Origin of the sequence: Acinetobacter sp. MD2, from assembly GCF_035615575.1 — a bacterium.
GTDB lineage: Bacteria > Pseudomonadota > Gammaproteobacteria > Pseudomonadales > Moraxellaceae > Acinetobacter.
The window spans coordinates 1-23,409 of record NZ_VTDK01000012.1 but is presented as its reverse complement, the minus strand read 5'-3'; the positions used below and the strand labels follow the sequence as shown (position 1 = coordinate 23,409).

The 23,409-nt window shown below is 40.8% G+C and carries 25 protein-coding genes and 1 tRNA gene; 19 read left to right on the top strand and 7 right to left on the bottom strand.

Annotation, left to right across the window (positions count from 1 at the left end; genetic code table 11):
- Window positions 1–55: 55 nt before the first annotated feature.
- On the bottom strand, window positions 56–1,066 hold the full coding sequence (locus FXN70_RS11735; RefSeq protein WP_324647649.1) for a metallophosphoesterase: 1,011 nt from the start codon (window positions 1,064–1,066) through the stop codon (window positions 56–58).
- An 82-nt stretch (window positions 1,067–1,148) separates the two neighbouring features.
- Here FXN70_RS11735 and FXN70_RS11730 point away from each other — a divergent pair, with 82 nt between their 5' ends.
- Window positions 1,149–2,765 carry a phospholipase D family protein gene (locus tag FXN70_RS11730; protein ID WP_324647648.1) on the top strand — a complete coding sequence of 539 codons (1,617 nt, stop codon included), beginning with the start codon at window positions 1,149–1,151 and terminating at the stop codon, window positions 2,763–2,765.
- A 1-nt stretch (window position 2,766) separates the two neighbouring features.
- On the opposite strand, the gene FXN70_RS11725 is transcribed toward FXN70_RS11730, so the two are convergent.
- Window positions 2,767–3,591, bottom strand: a complete 825-nt coding sequence (locus FXN70_RS11725) for a lysophospholipid acyltransferase family protein (protein WP_324647647.1) — start codon at window positions 3,589–3,591, stop codon at window positions 2,767–2,769.
- Between the two features lie 178 nt (window positions 3,592–3,769).
- Here FXN70_RS11725 and FXN70_RS11720 point away from each other — a divergent pair, with 178 nt between their 5' ends.
- The 5 genes from FXN70_RS11720 (at window position 3,770) to FXN70_RS11700 (ending at window position 6,961) form a co-directional block, all read left to right on the top strand.
- Complete coding sequence (locus tag FXN70_RS11720; protein ID WP_324647646.1) at window positions 3,770–3,904, top strand: hypothetical protein; 135 nt, start codon at window positions 3,770–3,772, stop codon at window positions 3,902–3,904.
- A 107-nt stretch (window positions 3,905–4,011) separates the two neighbouring features.
- Complete coding sequence (gene hflX, locus FXN70_RS11715) at window positions 4,012–5,337, top strand: ribosome rescue GTPase HflX (protein ID WP_324647645.1); 1,326 nt, start codon at window positions 4,012–4,014, stop codon at window positions 5,335–5,337.
- A gap of 55 nt (window positions 5,338–5,392) precedes the next feature.
- Window positions 5,393–5,764 (top strand): hypothetical protein, encoded by a 372-nt coding sequence (locus tag FXN70_RS11710; RefSeq protein ID WP_324647644.1) that lies wholly within the window; start codon window positions 5,393–5,395, stop codon window positions 5,762–5,764.
- A 15-nt stretch (window positions 5,765–5,779) separates the two neighbouring features.
- Window positions 5,780–6,448, top strand: a complete 669-nt coding sequence (locus tag FXN70_RS11705; RefSeq protein WP_324647643.1) for an LrgB family protein — start codon at window positions 5,780–5,782, stop codon at window positions 6,446–6,448.
- A 69-nt stretch (window positions 6,449–6,517) separates the two neighbouring features.
- Window positions 6,518–6,961: a DUF2147 domain-containing protein gene (locus FXN70_RS11700; RefSeq protein WP_324647642.1), complete on the top strand. Its 444-nt coding sequence runs from the start codon at window positions 6,518–6,520 to the stop codon at window positions 6,959–6,961.
- A gap of 105 nt (window positions 6,962–7,066) precedes the next feature.
- Here FXN70_RS11700 and FXN70_RS11695 read toward each other — a convergent pair whose 3' ends face one another.
- From FXN70_RS11695 to pdxA, 3 genes are read right to left on the bottom strand one after another with little or no spacing between them, the layout of a single operon-like run.
- Window positions 7,067–7,903, bottom strand: a complete 837-nt coding sequence (locus FXN70_RS11695) for a symmetrical bis(5'-nucleosyl)-tetraphosphatase (protein ID WP_324647641.1) — start codon at window positions 7,901–7,903, stop codon at window positions 7,067–7,069.
- On the bottom strand, window positions 7,900–8,715 hold the full coding sequence (gene rsmA, locus FXN70_RS11690; RefSeq protein ID WP_324647640.1) for a 16S rRNA (adenine(1518)-N(6)/adenine(1519)-N(6))-dimethyltransferase RsmA: 816 nt from the start codon (window positions 8,713–8,715) through the stop codon (window positions 7,900–7,902). Before rsmA ends, FXN70_RS11695 begins: the two co-directional genes overlap by 4 nt.
- 18 nt (window positions 8,716–8,733) lie before the next feature.
- On the bottom strand, window positions 8,734–9,705 hold the full coding sequence (gene pdxA / locus FXN70_RS11685) for a 4-hydroxythreonine-4-phosphate dehydrogenase PdxA (RefSeq protein WP_420714414.1): 972 nt from the start codon (window positions 9,703–9,705) through the stop codon (window positions 8,734–8,736).
- A gap of 174 nt (window positions 9,706–9,879) precedes the next feature.
- On the opposite strand from pdxA, the gene rplM reads away from it, so the two are divergent.
- Together rplM and rpsI are read left to right on the top strand one after the other, a co-directional pair.
- A complete protein-coding gene (rplM, locus tag FXN70_RS11680) occupies window positions 9,880–10,308 on the top strand; it encodes a 50S ribosomal protein L13 (protein ID WP_324647638.1) in 429 nt (142 codons plus the stop codon).
- 12 nt (window positions 10,309–10,320) lie between these two features.
- Complete coding sequence (gene rpsI / locus FXN70_RS11675) at window positions 10,321–10,707, top strand: 30S ribosomal protein S9 (RefSeq protein WP_010113617.1); 387 nt, start codon at window positions 10,321–10,323, stop codon at window positions 10,705–10,707.
- Between the two features lie 65 nt (window positions 10,708–10,772).
- Here rpsI and FXN70_RS11670 read toward each other — a convergent pair whose 3' ends face one another.
- Window positions 10,773–11,237, bottom strand: coding sequence for a hypothetical protein (locus FXN70_RS11670; RefSeq protein WP_324647637.1), 465 nt, complete (start codon window positions 11,235–11,237; stop codon window positions 10,773–10,775).
- Window positions 11,238–11,399: 162 nt separating this feature from the next.
- Between FXN70_RS11670 and FXN70_RS11665 the strand changes: the two genes are divergently transcribed.
- From FXN70_RS11665 to FXN70_RS11655, 3 genes are all read left to right on the top strand, one after another.
- Window positions 11,400–11,831 carry a ClpXP protease specificity-enhancing factor gene (locus tag FXN70_RS11665; RefSeq protein ID WP_324647636.1) on the top strand — a complete coding sequence of 144 codons (432 nt, stop codon included), beginning with the start codon at window positions 11,400–11,402 and terminating at the stop codon, window positions 11,829–11,831.
- 16 nt (window positions 11,832–11,847) lie between these two features.
- A complete protein-coding gene (locus tag FXN70_RS11660; protein ID WP_324647635.1) occupies window positions 11,848–12,480 on the top strand; it encodes a hypothetical protein in 633 nt (210 codons plus the stop codon).
- Between the two features lie 336 nt (window positions 12,481–12,816).
- The gene (locus tag FXN70_RS11655) at window positions 12,817–14,229 is read left to right on the top strand and encodes a sucrose-6-phosphate hydrolase (protein WP_324647634.1); all 1,413 of its coding nucleotides are present in this window, start codon (window positions 12,817–12,819) and stop codon (window positions 14,227–14,229) included.
- A 140-nt stretch (window positions 14,230–14,369) separates the two neighbouring features.
- On the opposite strand, the gene FXN70_RS11650 is transcribed toward FXN70_RS11655, so the two are convergent.
- A tRNA-Leu gene (locus FXN70_RS11650) sits at window positions 14,370–14,456 on the bottom strand.
- A gap of 181 nt (window positions 14,457–14,637) precedes the next feature.
- Here FXN70_RS11650 and queA point away from each other — a divergent pair.
- From queA to secF, 8 genes are all read left to right on the top strand, one after another.
- Window positions 14,638–15,675 (top strand): tRNA preQ1(34) S-adenosylmethionine ribosyltransferase-isomerase QueA, encoded by a 1,038-nt coding sequence (queA, locus tag FXN70_RS11645; protein WP_324647633.1) that lies wholly within the window; start codon window positions 14,638–14,640, stop codon window positions 15,673–15,675.
- A gap of 178 nt (window positions 15,676–15,853) precedes the next feature.
- Entirely contained in the window at window positions 15,854–16,792 is a 939-nt protein-coding gene (locus tag FXN70_RS11640) for a Dyp-type peroxidase (RefSeq protein ID WP_324647632.1), read from the top strand.
- Window positions 16,793–16,884: 92 nt separating this feature from the next.
- The gene (locus FXN70_RS11635) at window positions 16,885–17,910 is read left to right on the top strand and encodes a hypothetical protein (protein ID WP_324647631.1); all 1,026 of its coding nucleotides are present in this window, start codon (window positions 16,885–16,887) and stop codon (window positions 17,908–17,910) included.
- 20 nt (window positions 17,911–17,930) lie between these two features.
- Entirely contained in the window at window positions 17,931–18,497 is a 567-nt protein-coding gene (locus tag FXN70_RS11630; protein ID WP_324647630.1) for a LemA family protein, read from the top strand.
- Window positions 18,498–18,676: 179 nt separating this feature from the next.
- On the top strand, window positions 18,677–19,807 hold the full coding sequence (tgt, locus tag FXN70_RS11625) for a tRNA guanosine(34) transglycosylase Tgt (protein ID WP_324647629.1): 1,131 nt from the start codon (window positions 18,677–18,679) through the stop codon (window positions 19,805–19,807).
- An 82-nt stretch (window positions 19,808–19,889) separates the two neighbouring features.
- Complete coding sequence (yajC, locus tag FXN70_RS11620) at window positions 19,890–20,219, top strand: preprotein translocase subunit YajC (RefSeq protein WP_324647628.1); 330 nt, start codon at window positions 19,890–19,892, stop codon at window positions 20,217–20,219.
- Window positions 20,220–20,270: 51 nt separating this feature from the next.
- Complete coding sequence (gene secD / locus FXN70_RS11615; protein WP_324647627.1) at window positions 20,271–22,169, top strand: protein translocase subunit SecD; 1,899 nt, start codon at window positions 20,271–20,273, stop codon at window positions 22,167–22,169.
- A gap of 11 nt (window positions 22,170–22,180) precedes the next feature.
- A complete protein-coding gene (gene secF, locus FXN70_RS11610) occupies window positions 22,181–23,149 on the top strand; it encodes a protein translocase subunit SecF (RefSeq protein ID WP_324647626.1) in 969 nt (322 codons plus the stop codon).
- Window positions 23,150–23,409: the final 260 nt, after the last annotated feature.

The window sequence follows — 23,409 nt, the reverse complement described above, 5'->3', positions numbered from 1 at the left end:
CACACTGACTAATCAAAAAAGGCAATTCAAGATGAATTGCCTTTTTATTTTGCGATTAAATTAACTCAATAATATCAATGGTCGGTGGCACACGAAAACGAAATGGCACACCCACCATACCCGTCCCGACCGTTACAAAAACATCAGCATTATCATGTTGATACATGCCTTTTTTATGCCCTAAAATCGATACACGTTTCATCATATAAGAGGTCAGCCACGGTAGTTCAACTTGCCCGCCATGAGTATGCCCTGACAACATCAGCGGGCGTGTTGGTAACGGCGGTACCATATCTACCGTATCGGGGTTATGTGACAAAATCAGCCACGGTTTATCTTGTGGTAATTCAGCTAAGCTACGCATATCAGTTTTACCCGCCCACAAATCACCTATACCAAGCAAACGAAATTCGTCAAACTCAACAATTTTTCCTTCTATATCCATCACATTATTCGCCACCAATGCTTGTTGCAATAAAGCTTGAATCGGTGGCCCTGGATATTGCTCATCGTGATTACCATTCACCGAATACACGGGCGCTTTAATTTCTTTGAGTACGGATAACTCATCGCTCAGGCGATTTTCGGGTTCATAAGTCCAGTCACCAGCAACCACAACAATGTCAGGCTGTTCACGATTAATTTTTGCCACAATCTGATCTAGTTGTCGTTCATGTCCCGAGAACAAACCAATATGTAAGTCGGCAATTAAAGCCACTTTAAAAGGTTTATGAAAAGCACGATCGGGCAAAAGTTGATATTGTGTGGTTTGCACCCGAATCAAATGCGGCTCAATAAAACGGGCATAAATTAAAATCACACATAAACTGCTGATAAATAGGGTTTGATGTAAATCAAATTCACCTTGCCAACCTTCAAATAGCGTGAAAATTAATGTTGGAAACAATAAATACGATAAATAAAACACCAATAAATGAATAAATGCCTTAAATGGATGAATGGTTTCAGTTCTTGATTGACTGATCCATGCCTGTACAAGCCCCCAAATAGTCATGGCAATAAAAATCATATAGAAAATGAAAATAATTGTATTAAAATTCCACATATTACTTCTCAAATTGAGGGGGACAGGTAAACATGATCATCATCCAATAACAGGGATGCTGACTAAAATAAATTGAGATGATATGGCACAACTTCAAAGTGAAACGCGACTGATCAACGGCAATATTCGGTCTGCACGCATGCTTGCCATCGGATTAAGCTTAAGTTTTGGCTTAACGGCATGTAGTACCCTACCACCGCAATCTCCACAGCCCATTGTGCATGCAAATGAGACCGATACCTCGCAGACCCATCTGGCAAAATTACTACAGCCACTCGAAGCACAAAATCCAAATCTTACAGGCTACCATGTACTTAATGATCCGTTAGAAGCGATTTCCGCCCGCTTAAGCTTAATCAATAAAGCGCAAAAAACCCTAGATCTGCAATACTATATTTGGGATAACGATAATATTGGTGCACTGGCATTACACAATATTATTCAGGCAGCAGACCGTGGCGTAAAGGTTCGGTTACTGATTGATGACAATAATGCTAAAAAGATGGAAGGGATTTTCCTCGCACTCGACCAACATCAAAACATTCAAGTCAAACTTTACAATCCCTATCGCTTTCGTAATTTCCGTGCAATGGACATGTTGCTCGATTTAAAACGCATTAATCGACGCATGCATAACAAAAGTTTTATTGTCGATCATCAAGTGGCATTAATTGGTGGGCGCAATATGAGTAATCAATATTATAATGCTAGTGATATTTATCAATTTTCAGATATTGATGTGCTGCTGGTCGGCAAGGCCGTAGACGATATTTCAAACTCTTTTGATGATTATTGGAATGACGCTTATGCCTATCCTGTTCGCCAAATTGTCAATCCACAACAACACCAACTTCGTTATGCCAGTCTCAAAAAACAATTAGATCAACACTATCAACAAGTGACAGTTCAAAATTATCTAAATTTAGCCAATCATTCACACGACTTTGACGAATGGCTCAATAAAAGTGTTCAGTTTGATTGGGTGCAGGCACTAGTCGTTAAGGATTCACCGAATAAAATTCGGAATCAAGCACAGCCACAAGATTATTTAAACACGCAATTAAGCCATGCTATTTCAACGCCACAACACAATATTGATATTATTTCCGCTTACTTTGTACCCGAAAAACAAGGTACGCAGGTTTTAAGCCAACTTGCACAACAAGGCGTAGAAGTACGGGTACTGACCAACTCGTTTAAAGCCAATGATGTCTGGCTCGTACATGCCTTTTATTCGAAGTATCGACAAGAACTACTTAAAAATGGGGTTAAATTATATGAGTTTTTACCTGTACTCGACACAATTGCACTGAATCCAGCAACATCCAAAATCGCCAAAGAAACCAAACTAAGTTTAAAAGGCTTAAGTCGTTCAAGTTTACATGCCAAAATGATGACGATTGACGACAAACAAGTGTTTATTGGTTCTTTTAATCTTGACCCACGCTCAGCCAAACTGAATACCGAAATTGGAGTATTACTAGACAGCCCAAGTCTTGCGACCGCAATTCATACCACTATGAATCACGAAATCGACAATTATAGCTATCAATTGCAACTGAGCCCCGAACAAAAAATTCAATGGCTCAGAGAAACACCAACCATGCAAAAAGTCTATCCAAGCGAACCAAAAATGAAATGGTGGCAAAAAGCAGGCTTACGCTTTATTTCATGGCTACCGATAGAAGGTATGATGTAACTTAAACCGCCGATGGTCTTACCTTTAAAATATCTTGATGCAAGGTCTGTAAACCTTGTTGCATCGCAATCTGAACCTCTTTTGTAAGTTGTTCAAGGTTTTTTCCTATCACCTCAATGCGTGGCAATAGCATTAAATGTGCCGTGACCTTTGGCATTTCAAGCACATGCTTTACATGGTCACTAAATGAAATATTGCCAACATACGGTACGACTTGATCAAGCTGCCCCTCTTGATTCATATAGGCAATCAGTGCAATTTGTACAGGACGCTCAGCTTCAATTGCAGCACCTAATAAACGACCATGTATACGTTTTACATAAGTACCATCTGACGTGGTTGCTTCAGGAAAAAATAATACGGGAATACCTTGTTTTAAAAACTGCGTGATTTGTTCACGAATACGCAAAGAATCGCCCGAACCACGTTTAATAAACAATGTTCCACCGCCTTTGGCTAATTTACCTAGCAAAGGCCATTGCTCAATTTCAGCTTTTGCCAAAAAGAAAACCCGCGCACCTGAACCTAGCACGGCAATATCCAACCATGAAATATGATTACTCACCCATAAAGCAGGTTCCCGTGCCACACTTTCACCATGCACTTGTAATTCCACATTAAATACATCACACAAACGGCGACAAAACCATTGTACATAACGGGTGTTTTCAGGAGCATTAGGATGCTTATACAATTGATGACGATACACGACATAAAAGCCTTCGCCCACGGCTGAAATACTATGACCAATTTTTTTTGCAAAATGTAATGCTCGTGCAAATCCTTTTTTCTGTTGTTGTAATGATGGAGATCGTTGTTCTGTCATAGTGTTCTAAACAAAAGCCTAAAGTGTGACTCATTATAAAGCCATCCACTTATTCTGCAAAAAAAGTTGCAATAATCATTCAAATAACCGAAGATAACGATAATGATTTTCAATTGTATTTAAAACCACTCCTTGCTTAAGATAAGGATATCAGCAGCAACCGATTAAGGAGAACACCATGAATACCTTCGTCAATTCAAGCCACTTCAAACAATCACTCAAACCTGTTCTTCAATCACTCAAACGCATCATTGGTTGGAGCATTTTCTATGCAGGTACTTTTATTTTACTTCAAGACCTGTTTCACGGCTAAATTATCGGGCGTAAAGCCTCCATTACCTGCAATTTATCATCCCCCTCGCCTAAGATGACAGATTTATCTACAATAGAACTTAATACAGCTAGGCGAGTACAAATATCGTGGTTTCAATCGAACAACATCAAGGTGGTGAGAATACCCTCCTAGTAAATGTCACCGTCCAATTATTGGAAGATGTTGATGTAGAAGAATTTCAGCTCCTTGCAAAATCGGCAGGTGCGGAAATTTTAGAGATTGTTTCCGTGCCACGCGTAAAACCCGATGCCAAATTTTTTATTGGCTCGGGTAAAGCTGAAGAAATTGCCGAGCGTGTAAAAATCTTAGAGATTGATTTGGTCATTTTTAACCATGCGCTCTCTCCTGCCCAAAAACGTAATTTAGAAAAAGTGCTTGAATGCCGAGTGATTGACCGCACAGGTTTAATCTTAGACATTTTTGCTTTGCGCGCCCGCACCCATGAAGGTAAATTGCAAGTTGAATTGGCACAGCTAGAGTATTTATCTAGCCGTTTAGTCGGCAGTTTTGCAAGTTTGAGCCGTCAAAAAGGCGGTATTGGCTTACGTGGCCCGGGTGAATCTCAATTAGAGACTGACCGCCGCCTACTCCAAATTCGGATGGGACAACTCAAAGCCAAGCTTGAAAAAGTACGTCAAACTCGTATTCAAGGTCGTGCTGCACGGAAAAAAGCAGATATTCCAACTGTATCGTTAGTTGGCTATACCAATGCAGGCAAATCGACCCTGTTTAATATTTTAGCAGGTAGCGATGTTTATGCCGCAGACCAACTATTTGCCACACTCGACCCTACGCTGCGCCACTTAACTTGGGATGGAATTGGTACTTTAGTGTTAGCAGACACAGTTGGTTTTGTTCGTAATTTATCGCATTCATTGGTTGAATCATTTAAAGCGACTTTAGAAGAAACCTTAGAAGCCACATTACTGTTGCATGTGATTGACAGCAGCAGCCCCGATGTACTTGAGCAAATAGATGCCGTTGAAAGTGTGCTCAAAGAGATTGGCGTTGAAGTTCCAATTTTACGGGTTTATAACAAAATTGACCGCAGTGGTGAAGCCGAGAAAATCATCTATGCCGCACCCAATTTACCTGATCGCGTGTATGTTTCAGCACATAGCGGGCAAGGTTTAAATTTATTGCGTCAAGCAGTACAAGAATGCTTAATGGGACAATTGCAAAATTTTGAACTTAAATTAAAACCTCAATATGGCAAGCTTAGAACACAATTGTATAATTTAAATGTGATTCAGTCTGAACAATATGACGAACAAGGTAATTTAATCTTAAACATCCAAATTGCCCCACATAAACTACAAGAACTGATTTACCGCTTAAACTTACCACTTGATGAAATTTTAGGTGAACGCGCCAGTCAGTTCAAACGCCCCCTTGAAGCATTTGAACTTTAAGCAGAGATGGAGTACAACTAAAGCCAACAGCTTAAAAAATGTTCCTCCGACAAAAATGAATGGAATAAATAAAATAGATTGGCAAGCATGGATCGGGAATATCAGCCTGATTATTATTTTTAGAGAAACCGCACTCTGGGTGATGACACAATTGCATTTCCCAGAGCTCGGCAATTTAGTCGGTTTAATTTCATTATTAGTCTGTATGTTGCTATGGCGTCGGTTACGCCCAATTTCACTTCGCCTTGTCGATACCAATAATAAAATTATGCGCGAAAGTGCTTTTGCATTTTTGCCCGTTTGTGCAGGTTCTTTGCTCACTTTAGTACACATGGGTAAAGAAATTCCGTTATTTTTGTTTATTTTATGCCTTAGTACCCTTGTTCCTTTATGGGTCTACGCAAAAATGTCAAAGCATTGGCTATAACAAAAAGAGGGACTTATGTTACTTATTCTTGAATCTTTTTTAATCACACTCATAGCATATTTCATTGCAAAACGTTTGAGCCGTTATTTGTCACGTGTGCCAGTACTTGTAATTGGCATGTTTTGTGTAATTGCGATGCTAAGTGTGGTGAAATTGCCTTATGAGCATTATATGCAAGGCACTCATGACGTATTTGGACGTTTGCTTGGCTATGTAACTGTCGCCTTAGCCATTCCACTTGCCACTATGCGCTATGACGATTTACCCCTCAAAGCACTCTCGGGAATTTTATGCTTTGCAAGCTTAAGTGCCGTTGCACTGCCTGTCAGTTTGGCTTATCTGTTACATATGGCTCATCCCACAATTTTAGCCTTTAGCACTCGTGCAGTCACCACTCCTATTGCCATTAATATTGCCAATTTAGTCGGCTCTCCCGTCAGTTTAGTGATTTTAATTGTGATTTTATCTGGCTTAATTGGCGCTATTTTTTCAACCTTTATTTTAAGAAATATTCATGATGAACGTGCTTCAGGTTTAGCACTCGGCTTGGCGGCACATGCCATTGGCACGGTTCAGGCATGGCAACGTGGTCCTGTGGCAGGGCGCTATGCCGCATTTGGCATGGCTGTTAATGGGGTCTTTACTGCGATTTGGCTACCTTTAGCATTTTCTTTGCTGAAATAGCCAGAAAACTGCAATGAGAAGGAATCTCATTGTTACAACAGAGAAAATCATTAATTAATAGGAAAAAACATGAAAATCTATCAATTCCTTTCTGTAATTATGCTATCAATCTGCTCAAGTTTAGGTTTTGCAGCAGATATTCAAGGGGTATGGAAAAATGTAGATGACAAAACAGGTGCCATACAAGGTCTAATTCAAATTAGCACTCAAAGCACTGGCATCTATACGGGCAAGATTATAAAAATCACACCACGACTAGACTATACACCAGAAGAAACCTGCATCAATTGTCCTGAACCTTATACAAAAAAACCTATTTTGGGCTTAGAGATCATTCATCATTTAAAAGATGTAGGTAACAATAATTTTGAAAACGGTAAAATTTTAGATCCACTCACAGGAAAGATCTACACACTGAAAGCAAAATTAAGCCCAAATGGTAAAATGCTCTATCTTCGTGGCTATTTAGGTGTTTCCGCATTAGGACGAACACAAGTTTGGCTTCGTAATTAATCACAAAAGGATTTAAAGAATTTTGCAAAATATCTCATTGTTTAAAATAAAAAAATGAAGGTCATTCAATGACCTTCATTTCTGAATATCGCAACAGCAGCAGATTTAAAGCGGATTTGTAACTTGAAAAACTTGCTCATCTTCTAAGCGATATGCCACCAATTCACCACCCCAAACACAGCCACCATCCACATTTTGGATTTTGTTGGTGACGCGCCGCCCTTTTAATGCGGCCCAATGTCCAAAGATAATTTGATGTGTTGTTGCAGCCGTACTTTCAAACTCAAACCATGGTTTAAAACCGATTGGCATTGGGTCATCTAAAGACTCTTTAAAGCTGAACTCTAAACGCCCTGCTGAATCTGTTAAACGCATGCGGGTTAAATAATTCACAATACAGCGTAGTCGAGCATGACCTGTTAAATCATCTTGCCACAGGTCAGGCTGCGAGCCATACATTTCACTTAAAAAAGCATCTAATACCGCAAAGTCATCGTGAGCCAACACCACTTCAACTTCTTGTGCAAAAGCTTTTGCTTCTGCTGCCGACCACGTACATGGGATACCTGCATGGGTCAATACAATGCGTTCATTCGGAAACAAACACAGCGGTTGACGACGCAACCAATCAATCAGCTCATCACTGTCGATTGCATCAATCACGTCTTGGGTATTGTCTTTAGGTTTAATCGCTTTTAAGTTACGCGCGCAAGCAAGCAAGGTTAAATCGTGATTTCCCAAAACCGTTGCTGCTGCACCACGCTCCACCAGTTTTTTGACAAAACGTAATGCGCCTAAGGAATTTTCACCCCGTGCAACCAAGTCGCCTGCAAACCAAATAAAGTCTTGCTCTGGGTCAAATTGAATGCTTTTGAGTAACTGCTTTAGGGCTTCAAAACAGCCCTGCAAATCACCAATCACATAATTATAACGCTTTGTCATACACCAACCATTTGGTCTGACAGTGCAACAAATTCAGCTAAAGTTAAGGTTTCAGGACGTGCCATCGGGTCAATCCCTGCTTTCTCAAAACCATCTTCAACCAACATGCCTTTTAAGCTATTACGCAATGTTTTACGACGCTGAGTAAAGACATGCCCCACCAAACGTGCCAAAGCTTTTTCATTCTTGGCCACAATTGGTTTTTCAGCATACGGTACCAAACGAAATACAGCACTGGTCACTTTAGGTGGTGGATTAAATGAACCCGGTGGCACTTCAAATAAAAAGGTCGGTTTGCAGTAATATTGAATCATCACCGACAAACGACCATATTCTTTGGTGTTTGGCGCTGCTGTAATACGGTCAACCACTTCTTTTTGCAGCATAAAGTGCATATCTTTGACTTTAGCGCCAAATTCCAAGAGATGAAATAACAGTGGAGTTGAAATATTGTAGGGTAAGTTACCCACCACACGTAAAGGGCGTGCTTCTTCAAACAATTGGCTAAAATCGAACTTTAACGCATCTGCTTCAACAATTTTTAAACGCTCAGGATGTGGCACGCGTGCAGGCAAACCCGCAGCCAAATCACGGTCAAGTTCAACCACAGTAAGCGCATCACACTCACCAATAAGCGGCGAAGTTAGTGCAGCCAAACCCGGCCCAATTTCGACAATATTTTCGCCCGCACGTGGATTGACTGAACGAACAATTTTGGCAATCACACGTTGATCATGCAAAAAGTTTTGACCAAAGCGTTTACGTGCCTGATGCCCTTCATCTTTTGGGTTTAGGGCATTAATTTGATACATAGAACAATTCCAAATAATTTATGTTGAATGAGCAAGCGCCAATGCTAAATCGACTGCAACATGTAGGCTAGAACTTTTGGCTTGACCCGTACCCGCTAAAGACAATGCCGTACCGTGGTCAACTGAAGTTCGAATAAAAGGTAAGCCTAAAGTAATATTAATTGCTTCACCGAATCCCTGTGATTTTAGCACAGGTAAACCCTGATCATGGTACATTGCCAAAACAGCATCGGCATTTTGTAGGTATTCAGGTGTAAATAGTGTGTCGGCAGGTAAGCACAGACTAATACGATGTCCTGCTGCGCGATACTCATTTAATACAGGATTAATCACATCAATCTCTTCACGACCCAAATAGCCATCTTCACCCGCATGTGGATTTAAACCACACACCAAAATACGTGGTTCGCTCATTTTAAATTTGGTTTTTAAATCATGAAGTAAAATGTCTATCACTTGTTGCAAGCGCTCGGGCGTAATCGCATCGGCTACATCTCGTAAAGGCAAATGCGTGGTTGCCAATGCAACACGTAAGGTTTTAGTGGCAAGCATCATTACCACACGTTCAACCCCAGCACATTCTTGATAAAATTCGGTGTGCCCGCTAAACGCAATGCCTGCATCGTTAATTATCGACTTTTGCACAGGTGCGGTCGCAACTCCTACACTTTTACCTGACAGGGCATATTCGGCAGATCGACGTAATTGTTCGAGTACATAAGCTGAATTTTTTGAGTTTAAAACACCTTCGACTACATGGTCGGCAAGTGCAATATGTTCTACATATAAGCTTCCAGCAGGTGCAGGATGCAACTGACCTGTATATGTGATGAATGCAATCTCTAGCCCTAATTGTGCTGCACGTTTAGCCAACAAATCGGCATCGGCTAAAACGACTATAGGACGCTCATCTTCACGACTAGTAAGCGCCAAACAAATATCAGGGCCAATCCCAGCAGGCTCGCCAGACGTTACATATAAAGGCTTCATCATGTCTTATTCCTTCTCTAGGCGCTTATTATAATACACAAAGCTTGGGGATGACTTCTTCGCTTCAAAAAAGCGATTTTTTGATTGTAGTTTAAGTTAAATTCATTTAAAATTTGCTCTCCTTTTTGTTTGGACAGATTCCACCGTCCAAACCAACTATAATAGGTAGTGGTAATGAAAACTCTCAGCGCTAAGCCTGCTGAAGTACAACACGACTGGTACGTTGTTGATGCTTCTGGCAAAACTTTAGGTCGCCTTGCGACTGAAATCGCTCGTCGTTTACGCGGTAAGCACAAAACTTCTTATACTCCTCACGTTGACACTGGCGATTATATCGTTGTGATCAATGCTGAAAATGTTCAAGTGACTGGTAAAAAATCACTTGATAAAAAATACTATAGCCACACTGGATTCCCAGGCGGTTTGAAAGAGACTAACTTTGAAAAGTTAATCGCACACAAACCTACTGCTGTTCTTGAAAAAGCAGTGAAAGGCATGTTGCCAAAAGGTCCTCTTGGTTATGCAATGATCAAGAAGATGAAAGTGTACGCTGGTAGCGAGCATCCGCATGCTGCTCAACAGCCACAAGTTTTGGACATCTAAGGGATAAAGCACATGGCTACTAATTATGGTACAGGTCGCCGTAAGACCGCAACTGCACGTGTTTTCTTGTCAGCTGGTACTGGTAAACTCGTTATCAACAACCGTACTTTAGAACAGTACTTCGGTCGTGAAACTGCTCGTATGGTTGTTCGTCAACCTTTAGAGCTTTTAGACGCTACTGAAAAATACGATTTATACATCACTGTTGCTGGTGGTGGTATCGGTGGTCAAGCTGGTGCGATCCGTCACGGTATCACACGCGCTTTAATCGCTGCTGATGAAACTTTAAAACCTGCTCTTCGTCAAGCTGGTTTCGTTACTCGTGATGCTCGTGAAGTTGAACGTAAGAAACTTGGTTTACGTAAAGCTCGTAAACGTCCTCAATTCTCTAAACGTTAATTCGTTTACCGAATCGGACAAAAAACCTCGGCATTTGCCGAGGTTTTTTTATATCTCAATCTTGCTTATTTTCTTTTACTTTTCTTCGGACACACCCTAACTGCATCATTTTCATATTCAGTTACCCGACAGCCATCTTCAATATAAGTTTTAGTCACCTTTGAAAATACATGATTTTTAGGCAATGGCGCATTACACGGTTGATCAGTTTTAATATTCACCATTTTTACCGGCCCATCTTTATACACTGTAACCTGACAACCCTTTACCACATATTTTTGGACAATTCCGCCATACAGATCATGCTCAGAAACAGCAGCCACAACATCACAAGCATCATCAGCACGACATGCAGCTTCAGTATCACTCGCAGGTATAGGTACAGCTTCAGCTTCGGCAACTTCCATTGCCTCAGCAGCGGCCTCTTGCACCTGAGCATCAATATCCAACTTGTCTGCATAGGCATTTGCAATACACATCATCAATAAAAGCGAAAAGCCAGCTTTAACACTAAAACCAAGTACATTCATAAAATATCGACACCTTATATTTCAATTTAGCAAATCAAATAACACCACATAAAGCTGCTTGAATTTCAACCAGAATTAACACTCTATCACCACACAAGCCATGACATTCAAAGAAAAAAAAAGGTATAGTGCTTTTATTGCAAAAATGAAAGAGTTACACCCATGTCTGAACAAGAAATTGCCCTTAATCCAGCCCGCCCTTATTTAGTACGCGCAATTTACGAATGGATCTGTGACAATCAATTTACTCCTCATTTATTGGTTGATGCGACCCAACCGCATACCAATGTACCTGTTCAATTTGTAAAAGACGGACAAATTGTCCTCAATATCGCTCCTCATGCTGTGCATCAACTTCATATGAGCAATGAGGCCATCACTTTCTCAGCACGTTTTGGTGGCGTGTCACAAAATATTTATGTTCCACTTGCCGCAGTGATGGGTATTTATCCACGCGAAAATGGACGACAAGGCTTATTCTTTGACCCAAGTGAATATGATAATGTGACAGAGCAAGCACCAGAAAACCAAGAAAGCACTCCAAACCCAACAACACCAGAAAAGAAAAAACCAAGCCTACGCATTTTAGATTAAATAAAGGAACATGCCGATGACATTTGATTTATTTCAATATTTTACTGAACAAACACAGCTTCAGCAGCATCGGCATGAATTCCCATACACCCTAAATCTAGAACTCAATGCGCTTGCGCTTGGTAAAATTATTTCGACATGGCAAAACAATGCAACTGCACTTTATCAAGAAATTCAGCAACAAGATCCACTCTATATTCAAGATTTAGCACGCCATCTAACCACTTCTCGGTACAATCAATCAACTTTACAACCCGCAGCACTCGAGATGTTTCTAGAGCAAATTATTCACTTACAATTTGGTGAATTAAAACAGCTCGATCGCGTTGGCAAGTTAGGTCAGCGTGGTTTAAATGAATTACTTAACCGGCAAATTGACTGTTTGTCTGGACAAGCAGAAGATTGGGTATGGCAAACCAATCAACTTATCGTGCTCATTGGTTCAAAAGTAACCACACACCCCACAGCATCAATTGATGCCACTATTCAGGAGTTTCACCACATGGTTCATTCACATCAAGATCAACACGTTGCCGAGCCAATCGTTGCCAAAGTACCAACATGGTCTAAAATTGTTGAGCCTGTTGTCGCACTACTCGTCTTGGGTTATTTATATTGTGCCTATACCCACTTAACTGCACTGCATTAATGTTGCACCCTGTCCAAGGCTTAATTTAAGTAGATCATCTATAGCAAACCCCAATCTTATTCATGTTTGGGGCTGCGCAAGACACACTCAAACCCTCGATTTTATGACCCATAAATGACAATTATTAGCTATTAAGAAACGATTGCTTAAAGTCTAATTAGCGTTTGGTTTATACATTTTTGAGAACAACTCCAAACAGCTATTTCCATAAATAATAGAAATCATCCTTTTTAACACCCATTAGCTCAGGCTTTTTCTCCATCTTAATTATTAGCCATCACCTTAGAATTGCATTTTGCATTTTTTAACATTTAAGTACAACCAAGAGGGTTCATTGTGAAAGAAGTTCAACTTTTAAAACAAACTTTACGCAATATTATGGCCAATCATCACCATCCCCCCGATGATATTCACCGCCCACAATGGCACTTATCCCCACTTGTGGGACTAATGAACGACCCAAATGGTTTTATTCAATTTCACGGTAAATACCACTTATTCTATCAATGGAATCCTTTGGATTGCGACCATAGCACCAAATTATGGGGACACTGGTCATCAAGCAACTTAGTGGATTGGAACAACGAAACTGTTGCCCTACTACCCTGTCAAAGCTTTGATATTAATGGCTGTTTTTCAGGGTCTGCTGTTAATGACAACGGACAATTGGTTTTAATCTATACAGGCAATGTCATGCTTGGAAAAACAGAAGCCGAACGTACTGCATGGCAATGTATCGCGCGACAAGACAGTCACGGCGAATTCATCAAACAACCGGTGATTGGACAATTAGCAGGTTACACAGGACATATTCGTGATCCGAAAGTCTGGAAGCATAACAATATCTGGTATATGGTACTTGCCGCACAAGACTTACAATTACAAGGCAAGGTTTTACTTTTAAAATCACCAAACTTAGAAGACTGGGAATTATTGGGTGAAATTGCAGGTAGCACCGTTGGCGACACGCCTGCGTTTGGCTATATGTGGGAATGCCCAGATTTATTCCATCTTGATGGTTATGACATTCTGATTAACTGCCCTCAAGGGGTTAAGGCCGAAGCACGCCGCTACCTCAACCAATATCAATGTGGTTATGTTTTAGGTCAGTTAGATTACGCCACAGGCAATTATTCACACCAAAGTTTTGTTGAGCTTGATTATGGGCATGAGTTTTATGCCCCACAAACCACACTCACCACAGATGGTCGCAGGTTGTTAGTGGGATGGATGGGCATGCCCGACCAAGATGAATTTTCACAACCCACACTTAAATTTGGTTGGCTTCATATGATGAGCGCACCACGTGAACTTTCTCTAAAAGATGGCAAACTTTACCAAACCCCTGCACGTGAATTACAAACCCTGCGACAGCATCATCAACATTTAACAGGATGTGCAGATACACTCAACACATTAGATGTACCAAGTGCCGAACTCATCATTCAAGTCAATGGAAATTTTCAGATTTGTATTGCTAACACGCTATGGCTGCAATGCGATACTCAAGGGATTACCCTTACACGTCAGTCGCTCAGCCGTGATGAAAATGAAGTGCGTTACTGGGATGGAAAAGTTGAGCAATTACAAATTTTACTCGATCACTCAAGTGTTGAGATTTTTATTAATCAGGGACTTGGGGTAATGACTTCTCGTTACTTCCCAAAAAATACGCCACAGCTTATATTTAGTGGTGATGCAAACTTAGAAGTCGATTACTGGCAACTTAATGCAATGTCACTCACATAAATGACGCTTTTGCGTTAAAAAATGAGTCTCAATTTATTTTCAGGCTCATTTTTTAACATTAAGTTAAGATCAAATACATCATTTTTTAGACAATAAAAAAGCCCTTAAGTCTGATTATGCTTAAGGGCTTTTTAAGAATTTGGTCCCGAGGGTCGGACTCGAACCGACACGTTCTCTCGAACAGTGGATTTTGAGTCCACCGCGTCTACCAATTTCACCACCTCGGGATTTAAGATGCTTGGTTTACGCTGTGTATATTAGCGTTTTTTAAAATCTTGTCAACGATAAAACCACTCTAATCGGCTACTTTTACAACAGACCGAATTTCTTCGTCCAAAAAAACAGCAAAAATACGCTTTTAACTGAAAAAAGATTATACTAGCGCCAGTTTTTCACACGTTTTAGCTCATGCAACTGACCGATTTTAGTTTTGATTTACCTGAGCAACTGATTGCTCGTTACCCCCTTTCGTCTCGCTCTGCGTCTCGTTTATTACATTTAAACGCACAAGGGCAGTACCATGACAACATGTTTACCGACATTATTGACTTATTTAATGAAGGTGACCTATTGGTGTTAAACGACACCAAAGTTATGAAAGCCCGTTTAAAAGGCAAACGTGCCAGTGGTGGTGTGGTTGAAGTGTTGGTTGAACGAATGCTCAGCCCGACACTTGCCCATTGTCATATTAAAGCTAGCAACTCGCCTAAAGCAGGTACGGCGCTGTTTATCGGTTCAGAACAAGTGCCTGTTACGGTACAAGGTCGCCACGAAAACTTATATGTTGTTGAATTTTCCCAACCCATTTTAAGCGTGCTCGACCGCTTTGGGCAGCTCCCTATTCCACCATATTTTAACCGTGAAGCAGAAGAGATTGACACCGAGCGTTATCAGACGGTTTTTCACGACCCAGATAAAATTGCCAGCGTTGCTGCCCCAACGGCGAGCTTACATTTTGATGAAAGTTTACTTGAAAAACTTGCCGCAAAAGGGGTACAAAAAAGTTTTGTGACCTTACATGTTGGCGCAGGTACATTCATGCCTGTCCGTACCGATGATATTTCAAACCATATCATGCACAGCGAATGGTGTGATGTGCCTGAAGCAACGGTTGAATTGATTCGTCAAACCCAAGCGCGTGGCAATAAAGTGATTGCTGTGGGTACAACGGCAACACGTGCTTTAGAAAGTGCAGCTCAAGCACACAATGGCACACTGGCGGCATGGACAGGTGACACCCAAATTTTCATTTATCCAGGCTATCAATTTTGTGTGGTGGATCGTTTAATTACCAACTTCCATTTACCAGAGTCGACTTTGCTGATGTTGGTATCAGCACTTTCAAGCCAAAATTTTATTTTGAATGCTTATCAACATGCAGTTGCAAAAGAATATCGCTTCTTTAGTTATGGCGATGCCATGCTGATTGATCGCGCTCAAGACTAAAAATTTGCTTAGCCGAGAGTAGCACCGCAGCTACTTCTCGGTTCAACCACCGTTCACTTTTAAAATCAAAACCAATATTTCAAAACATTTATCGCTCTACGATTTGACAGCCCGCGCATAATTTGTAAATCTAAAAATCAAGTGTCCTATCTAAAACAATGCATCCAAGGAAATTTTTATGGCTGAACGATTACAACCCGTGACCAATCCCCCAGGTGAAAATGCATTATTCATTACTTTGTCCATTCATCAAAACCCAGATGCGGTTGATGGTGTTTTAGACTTTTGTGCGGGTTTTACCGCCTTAGTTCGCAGTTTAAGTAAGCGTTTTCCACAAAGTCATTTTAATGCCTTACTTGGCTTTGGTTCAGAGGCTTGGGATCGCTTATTTCCAAATCAGCCAAAACCAAAAGAACTCAAGCCTTTTACTGAAATTCGGGGTGAAAAGCATGTTGCGGTTGCAACCGCAGGCGATCTATTTTTTCATATCCGCGCTGACCGACAAGACATTTGCTTTGAACTTTCTGCAATGATTCATCAGCTTTTAGGTGAGTTTACTGAAGCGATTGATGAAACGAATGGTTTTCGTTACTTAGATGGTCGTGCCATTCTTGGTTTTGTCGATGGAACAGAAAATCCTGAATTTCAAGAAGCACGCGAATGGGCCGTTGTAGGCGATGAAGACCCTGAATTTAAAAATGGCAGTTATGCATTTACCCAGAAATATCTACACAACATGCAAATGTGGCGCGCGCTTTCTACCGAAGAACAAGAAAAAGTGATTGGCCGCCGTAAATTTGACGACATTGAACTTAGCGATGAAGAAAAGCCCAAAACAGCACACAACAACGTCAGCAAAGCACACGATGCTCACGGCAATGAACTGAAAATTTTACGTGCCAATGTTGCGTTTGCACAGCCTTCTAAAAATGAATACGGGACGTATTTTATTGGTTATGCACGTACTTTTAGCACCACACATACGATGTTGAGCAACATGTTTACAGGCAACAAAGAAGGTGCAGTCGATCGACTACTTGACTTTAGCACCCCAATTTCAGGTTGTTTGTTCTTTGTTCCAACTTACGACTTTTTAGATGAGATTGGTGACGAATAAGTACCGCATTTGCAAAAGCATTTAAACGTGCTTTTGCAAATTAAAACTGCTACCAAAAATTAAAAACAACTGTTAAATAGATTTAAACCACCATGCCAATCGATACTGCGAAACGGGTTTTACATCTGCGCTATAAAAAAAACCAACAGGTCATGCGCAATGTCGCACGTCTTTGGCACATTGAAAAGTCCGTCACCACCGAACAGCAACTATTAGAGCATTTACACCCTTGGGGAGAAGCGCGCGATTTAAAGTTCCACAATGGTTTGTCCTTTTTCATTGGCATTTTGGGTGCTTCATGGTTGTTTTTTGGCTGGTTTTTACGTCACTTGATTTCCTTCCCACTTTGCTTCGTGATTGGTTGGGTACTCATTTTTATTGCCTACATTAGCTATGAAACCGACGACCCTATTCGCAGTGTAATCAAGTTTCTAGAACAACGCATGGTTCAGTTACGCTATGGCGTGCAATTTGGTGGTTTACCTTCACATCTTCCTCCAAACACGCAATCGGTTTATTTACTGAGTCGGGTTAAAAATCTGTTCCCTTTATTTGACCAAGGCACACAGTCTAGTCAAATTCAGTGCTATGCCGTAACTGACTGGCACGTGGGTGATCAAACCTACCCTGTTTTAATCTTTGAATATACCTATGCCACTGAAGTCAGCACAGAAGATGAAGATGGGGATCGCGTGGTGATTAAAACCATGCAAAAAACCGCATGGGGCGCGTTTATTTTTGAAGTACCTGCGCTGGGTATTGCCATCAGTAATCGACGGAAAAACTTTGATGAACCCTATACCGAGCGCTGGCACAGCAGTGATATCCTTTTAAGCCAACAACTCAAAATTTATGGGATCGATGCCATTCAAAATGCAAAATATTTAAGTCCAAGCCTCACCCTTAAGTTAGAACAGTTTTTTCAACATTTTAAAGGCGATTTAATTTTCCATGCCGATGAATCAATTGCCTGCTATGTGGGAGAACGTGACTTATTTGCCGTACATAGTAAAAAAAATAAAATTCAAGAAATATCTGATTTACGTGGACATTTACGCACCTTAAGCATGCTAAACTACGAAAAATTTAGAAAATTAATGCAAAATATATTGTCATAAAAATGATGAGGAGCAGGCACATGGGATGGTTTTTATTTCTAGGATTTTTCTTTGTACTGGTCGTTTGGGCAATTATGATTCGCAACAAAATTATTCGTTATTTTAATGCGACCCGCCGTGCATGGGCAGATGTGAGCAATTTTGAATTACAAAAAGTAAAAACACTCAATCACCTTGAGAAAACCTTACAACAATATACCGTGTTTGAGCAAAGCACTTTAGAAAAAGTGACACAGTTACGGCAGAATATTATGAATTTAAATTTGCACGACAGTGATATTCAGCAGCTCCAACAGATCGAAACGCTCAATAAAGAACTATTACATCTCCTCAATGTCGTGGTCGAGAATTATCCTGAGCTAAAAGCAGACCAACTATATAGCCAAATGATGCAAGATATTGAAGCACAAAATGCCAATGTTGCAGCGGCTATTCAAATTTTTAACCGTAATGTAGAAGTGTTTAACAATCAGATTCAAATTTTCCCGAATAACTTGATCAACACCTTATTACTTTCTAAAAAAACCATCCGCCCATTTAGCGATCCAATCCTACGCCAGAATTATGACTATAAACCTAATTTTTAGCTTTATATGAATGATTATGTTGGGTTCTATATGAAAGCAAGTGCATCAAAATAAGTGCAATTTACTTACAAAACCGCAAAATAAAAAGTAGCGCTACAAGACAGAATCAAGGAAAATATCGGACTTTTGTAATTTGCAAAACATCAGCGAACTGTTTTTTCGCCTTGAGTGGATGAAAGATGAAATTTGAACAATTAGGTCAGTCGGGTCGTGCCCGTCGTGGTCGTTTAACCTTAGCACATGGTGAAATTGAAACCCCTGTGTTTATGCCTGTAGGCACTTACGGCACAGTCAAAGGCATGTTGCCACGTGACATCGAAGATATTAAAGCCCAAATTATTTTAGGCAATACGTTCCATCTTTATTTACGCCCTGGTTTAGATGTGATTCGTGAGCACGGCGGTTTGCACGGCTTTATGAAATGGAACAAGCCCATCTTAACCGATTCAGGCGGTTTCCAAGTCTTTAGTCTTGGCGCAATGCGTAAAATTAAAGAAGAAGGCGTGACTTTCCGCTCGCCAATTGATGGTTCTAAAGTGTTTTTATCGCCTGAAATTTCAATGGATATTCAGCACACTTTAAACTCTGACATTGTGATGATTTTTGATGAATGCACGCCTTATCCTGCAACGCATGAAGAAGCACAGAAATCACTACAACTGTCTTTACGTTGGGCAAAACGTTGTAAGACCCAACATCATGATGTCTTGAAAAATAAGAATGCCTTATTCGGAATTATTCAAGGCGGGATGTATGAAGACCTGCGCGATGAATCGTTAAAAGGCTTACTTGAAGTTGACTTTGACGGCTATGCAATTGGTGGTTTATCGGTCGGTGAACCCAAAGAAGAAATGATCAAGGTACTTGATTATTTGCCTGCCAAAATGCCAGCCAACAAGCCGCGTTATTTAATGGGCGTAGGTAAACCTGAAGACATCGTAGAAGCGGTACGCCGTGGTGTTGATATGTTCGACTGCGTAATGCCAACGCGTAATGCGCGTAATGGTCATTATTTTGTGACCGATGGTTTGGTGCGTATTCGTAACAGTCAATATCGTCACGACCAAAAGCCACTTGACCCACATTGCGACTGCTATACCTGCCAAAACTTTACCCGTTCGTATTTATTCCACTTAGAAAAATGCGGTGAAATGTTGGCATCAATGTTGGGCACAATTCATAACTTGCGTTATTACCAACGCTTAACTGAAATGATGCGTGATGCCTTAGATGCAGGCACTTTTGATGCCTTTGTTGCCGACTTTTATGCACGCCGTGGCTTAGAAGTTCCACCTTGCCCTGCCGACTAAACTGACAACATTTGCGCTTGATGCCAAGACAAGGTAAATTGCTCAATTCGTCAGTAAATTTTATTCAAATTAGGAAACTCAGATGAGCCTATTTATTTCGACCGCTTACGCCGCTGAAGGTGCAGCACAACAACCAAGCATGTTTGCCAATTTAGGCATGATTGTGGTTTTTGTTGCCATTTTCTATTTTTTAATTTGGCGTCCTCAATCAAAACGTGCCAAAGAGCATCGTAACTTAATTCAAAGTTTAGGTGTGGGCAGCGAAGTGGTTTTTGCGGGTGGTTTAATGGGCCGTATCACTAAAATTGAAGGTGATTTTGCCGTTGTTGAACTCAACCGTGGTAATGAAGTGAAAATCCAACGAGGAAGTGTTGTTTCTGTATTACCAGAAGGCACACTCAATAGTCTTTAATTTCTCTAAGTCGTGTGAAAGCACGACTTTCTCATTTTAAGAAGATCGCAAATGCGTTACCCTGCATGGAAATATTTGCTGATTATCGTGGTTTTGATTGTCAGCACATTATACGCACTGCCAAGTTTGTACCCAGATGAACCTGCTGTTCAGATTTCAGGTGCAAAGGCTGGAACCAAAATTGACCAGTCTATCTTGCAAAAAGCAGAGCAAATTTTAAAAAGCCAAAATATTTCAAGCCATGACAACAGCTTTACCAATAATGCTGCGTTATTGCGTGTAAATAGTACCGATGCACAGTTAAAAGCCAAAGAAGCATTACGCCAATTGGGCGATGACTATGTTGTAGCACTTAACCTTGCCCCAACCACCCCCGAATGGCTACAAAAAATTGGTGCAAAACCAATGAAGCTTGGTCTAGACCTACGTGGTGGTGTTCACTTCTTACTTGAAGTGGATATGGACAAAGCCATTGCACAGCGTATGGATACCTCATCGACCGACTTACGCCGTCAATTCCGTGATAACAACATTAAGTTTAATAACTTAGCATTAAACAATAATGTGATTACGGTGCAGTTTGCAAACAATGACGACCGTGATGCAGCAATGAGCTTTTTACGTCGTAACGGCAATGAATTTAGCCAACAAGCGATTGCAACAGATACTGGCCCAACTTTACGTTTAAGTTATACCGACGTGCGTAAGCAAGAAATTCAGTCTTATGCAGTCAATCAAAACTTAACCACGTTACGTAATCGTATTAACGAATTAGGTGTTGCAGAAGCTTTAGTTCAAACTCAAGGTAACAACCGTATTGTGGTTGAATTACCGGGTGTACAAGATACTGCTGAAGCAAAACGTGTTTTAGGGCGTACTGCTAACCTTGAATTCCGTTTGGTGTCTGACCAAAATGATCAATATATCGACCAAATGACAGGTAAATATAATGGTCAGCCATTGCCAGCAGGTACAGAGGTATTTGCGTATCAATCTTTAGACAGTGGTCGTCAATTACTTTTAAACCGTAATCGTATTTTGACAGGCGAACGTGTTCAAAATGCATCTTCAAATTTAAGCACAGACACAGGCGGCGCTGAGGTAAATATTACCCTCGACAACGCAGGTGGTAAGCTGATGTCGGATGCAACCCGCAGCGCAATTGGTAAACGTATGGCAGTTTTGTTTATTGAAAATAAACAAAAAATTTCCTACGTGACCGATCCTCAAACCCATGCACAAACTGAAGTTCGTACGCCTTATACTGAGTCTGTCGTAATTAACGCTGCAACCGTACAGCAAATGTTAGGTTCACAGTTCCGTATTACAGGCTTAAGTTCGCCACAAGAAGCCTCAGAACTGGCATTAATGCTGCGTTCAGGTGCGCTTGCTGCACCAATGTACTTTGTAGAAGAACGTGTGGTTGGGCCAAGCCTTGGTCAGGAAAATATCGACAAAGGAATTTTATCAACTGAAGTTGGTTTTATCCTCGTTGCGATTTGGATGATTGCGTTCTTCCGCTTATTTGGCTTAATTGCCAATTTTGCCTTAGTGGTTAACCTTGCTATGATTTTGGCAGTCATGTCACTATTAGGTGCATCGCTGTCACTACCAGGTATCGCAGGGATTATCATCACCATTGGTATGGCAGTCGATGCCAACGTGTTAATTTGCGAGCGGATTCGAGAAGAAATTAAATGGGGTGCATCGCCTAAACAAGCGATTGTGGCGGGTTATGATCGTGCGTATAACACCATTATTGACTCGAACTTAACCACCTTTATTGTGGCATTTATTCTATTTGCCATTGGTTCTGGTCCAATTAAGAGCTTCGCAGTCACCCATATGATTGGTATTGTATGTTCAATGTTTACATCCATTACCGTCACGCGTGCCATTGTCCAATTGGTTTATGGCAAACGCCGTAATCTGACTAAGTTGAGCATTTAAGGAGATTGAAAATGACCAATGTGACTCAACCGAAATCAAAGCAATATGGTCGTCCAGATGACGAACGCATTATTGGGTTTATGAAAATTGCGAAGCCTGCTGGCATCGCATCAATCATCATTACCATTGCCAGTATCTTCTTAATTGCCTTTCATGGGCTAAATTTAGGACTCGATTTTACAGGCGGTATTTCAGCAGAAGTAACCTATCAAAAAGCGGCAGATCAAGACCAAATTGTAAAGTCGCTTGAAAATGCAGGTTTTCAACATGCTGTGGTACAAACGCTAGGTAGTAATACCGACCTATTGGTGCGTATGCCTGCACAAAATATTAAAGTTGAAGACTTAAACAACACCATTTCTAAAGTGTTGCAACTGCCAAATAACGTGGCAACTGTACACAAAGTTGATTCGGTGGGTGGGCAAGTCGGCAATGAACTTTACGTTCGTTCGGCAGGTGCTGTCGCATTAGCTTTAGTTTTAATGCTGATTTACGTCACTATTCGTTTCGAGTTTAAACTTGCTGTTGGGGCAATTTTATCGTTGTTCCACGATATTTTAGTGATTCTAGGCGTTTTTGCTTTAATGCAATGGCCGTTTGACTTAACTGTTTTAGCCGCTGTGCTTGCGGTAATTGGTTTCTCGCTCAACGATAATATTGTTGTGTCTGACCGTATCCGTGAAAACTTCCGTAAAATTCGCGGTGCAAGCCCACGCGAAATTATCGACATTGCCTTAACCGAAACTTTACGCCGTACCGTGCATACCTCTATGACCTTGTTATTGGTTGTGGTTGCCATGCTGATTATGGGCGGTGAAGGCTTACGTTGGTTCTCTGTTGCTATGATTATTGGGGTATTTGCAGGAACGTATTCTTCAATTTATATCGCAACGGCATATGCGCTATGGCGTGGTTTGAATCGTCAAGACTTCATTGTTCAAATCAAACCAGAATTTGAAGATGAGCAGCCAATTCCTTAAATAAGTCGTATTAAAAAAGCACCCTCGGGTGCTTTTTTTTGGATTGTTTTATGCGTAAATATGTAAGCCTCCGCTGAACCCCCACTACTAAAATCAACCATAGACGCTTATTTTCGTACCCACTTATTTATTAGTGGGTACTTGCTTATGAGTCAAGAATTGACTGTCGTTGATGTTGGATTGGTAAAAAGAAAACGTCGTATCTATAGCGATGACTTCAAACCTGAGCTTGTTCAAAAGTGTCGTCATCCACATATTTC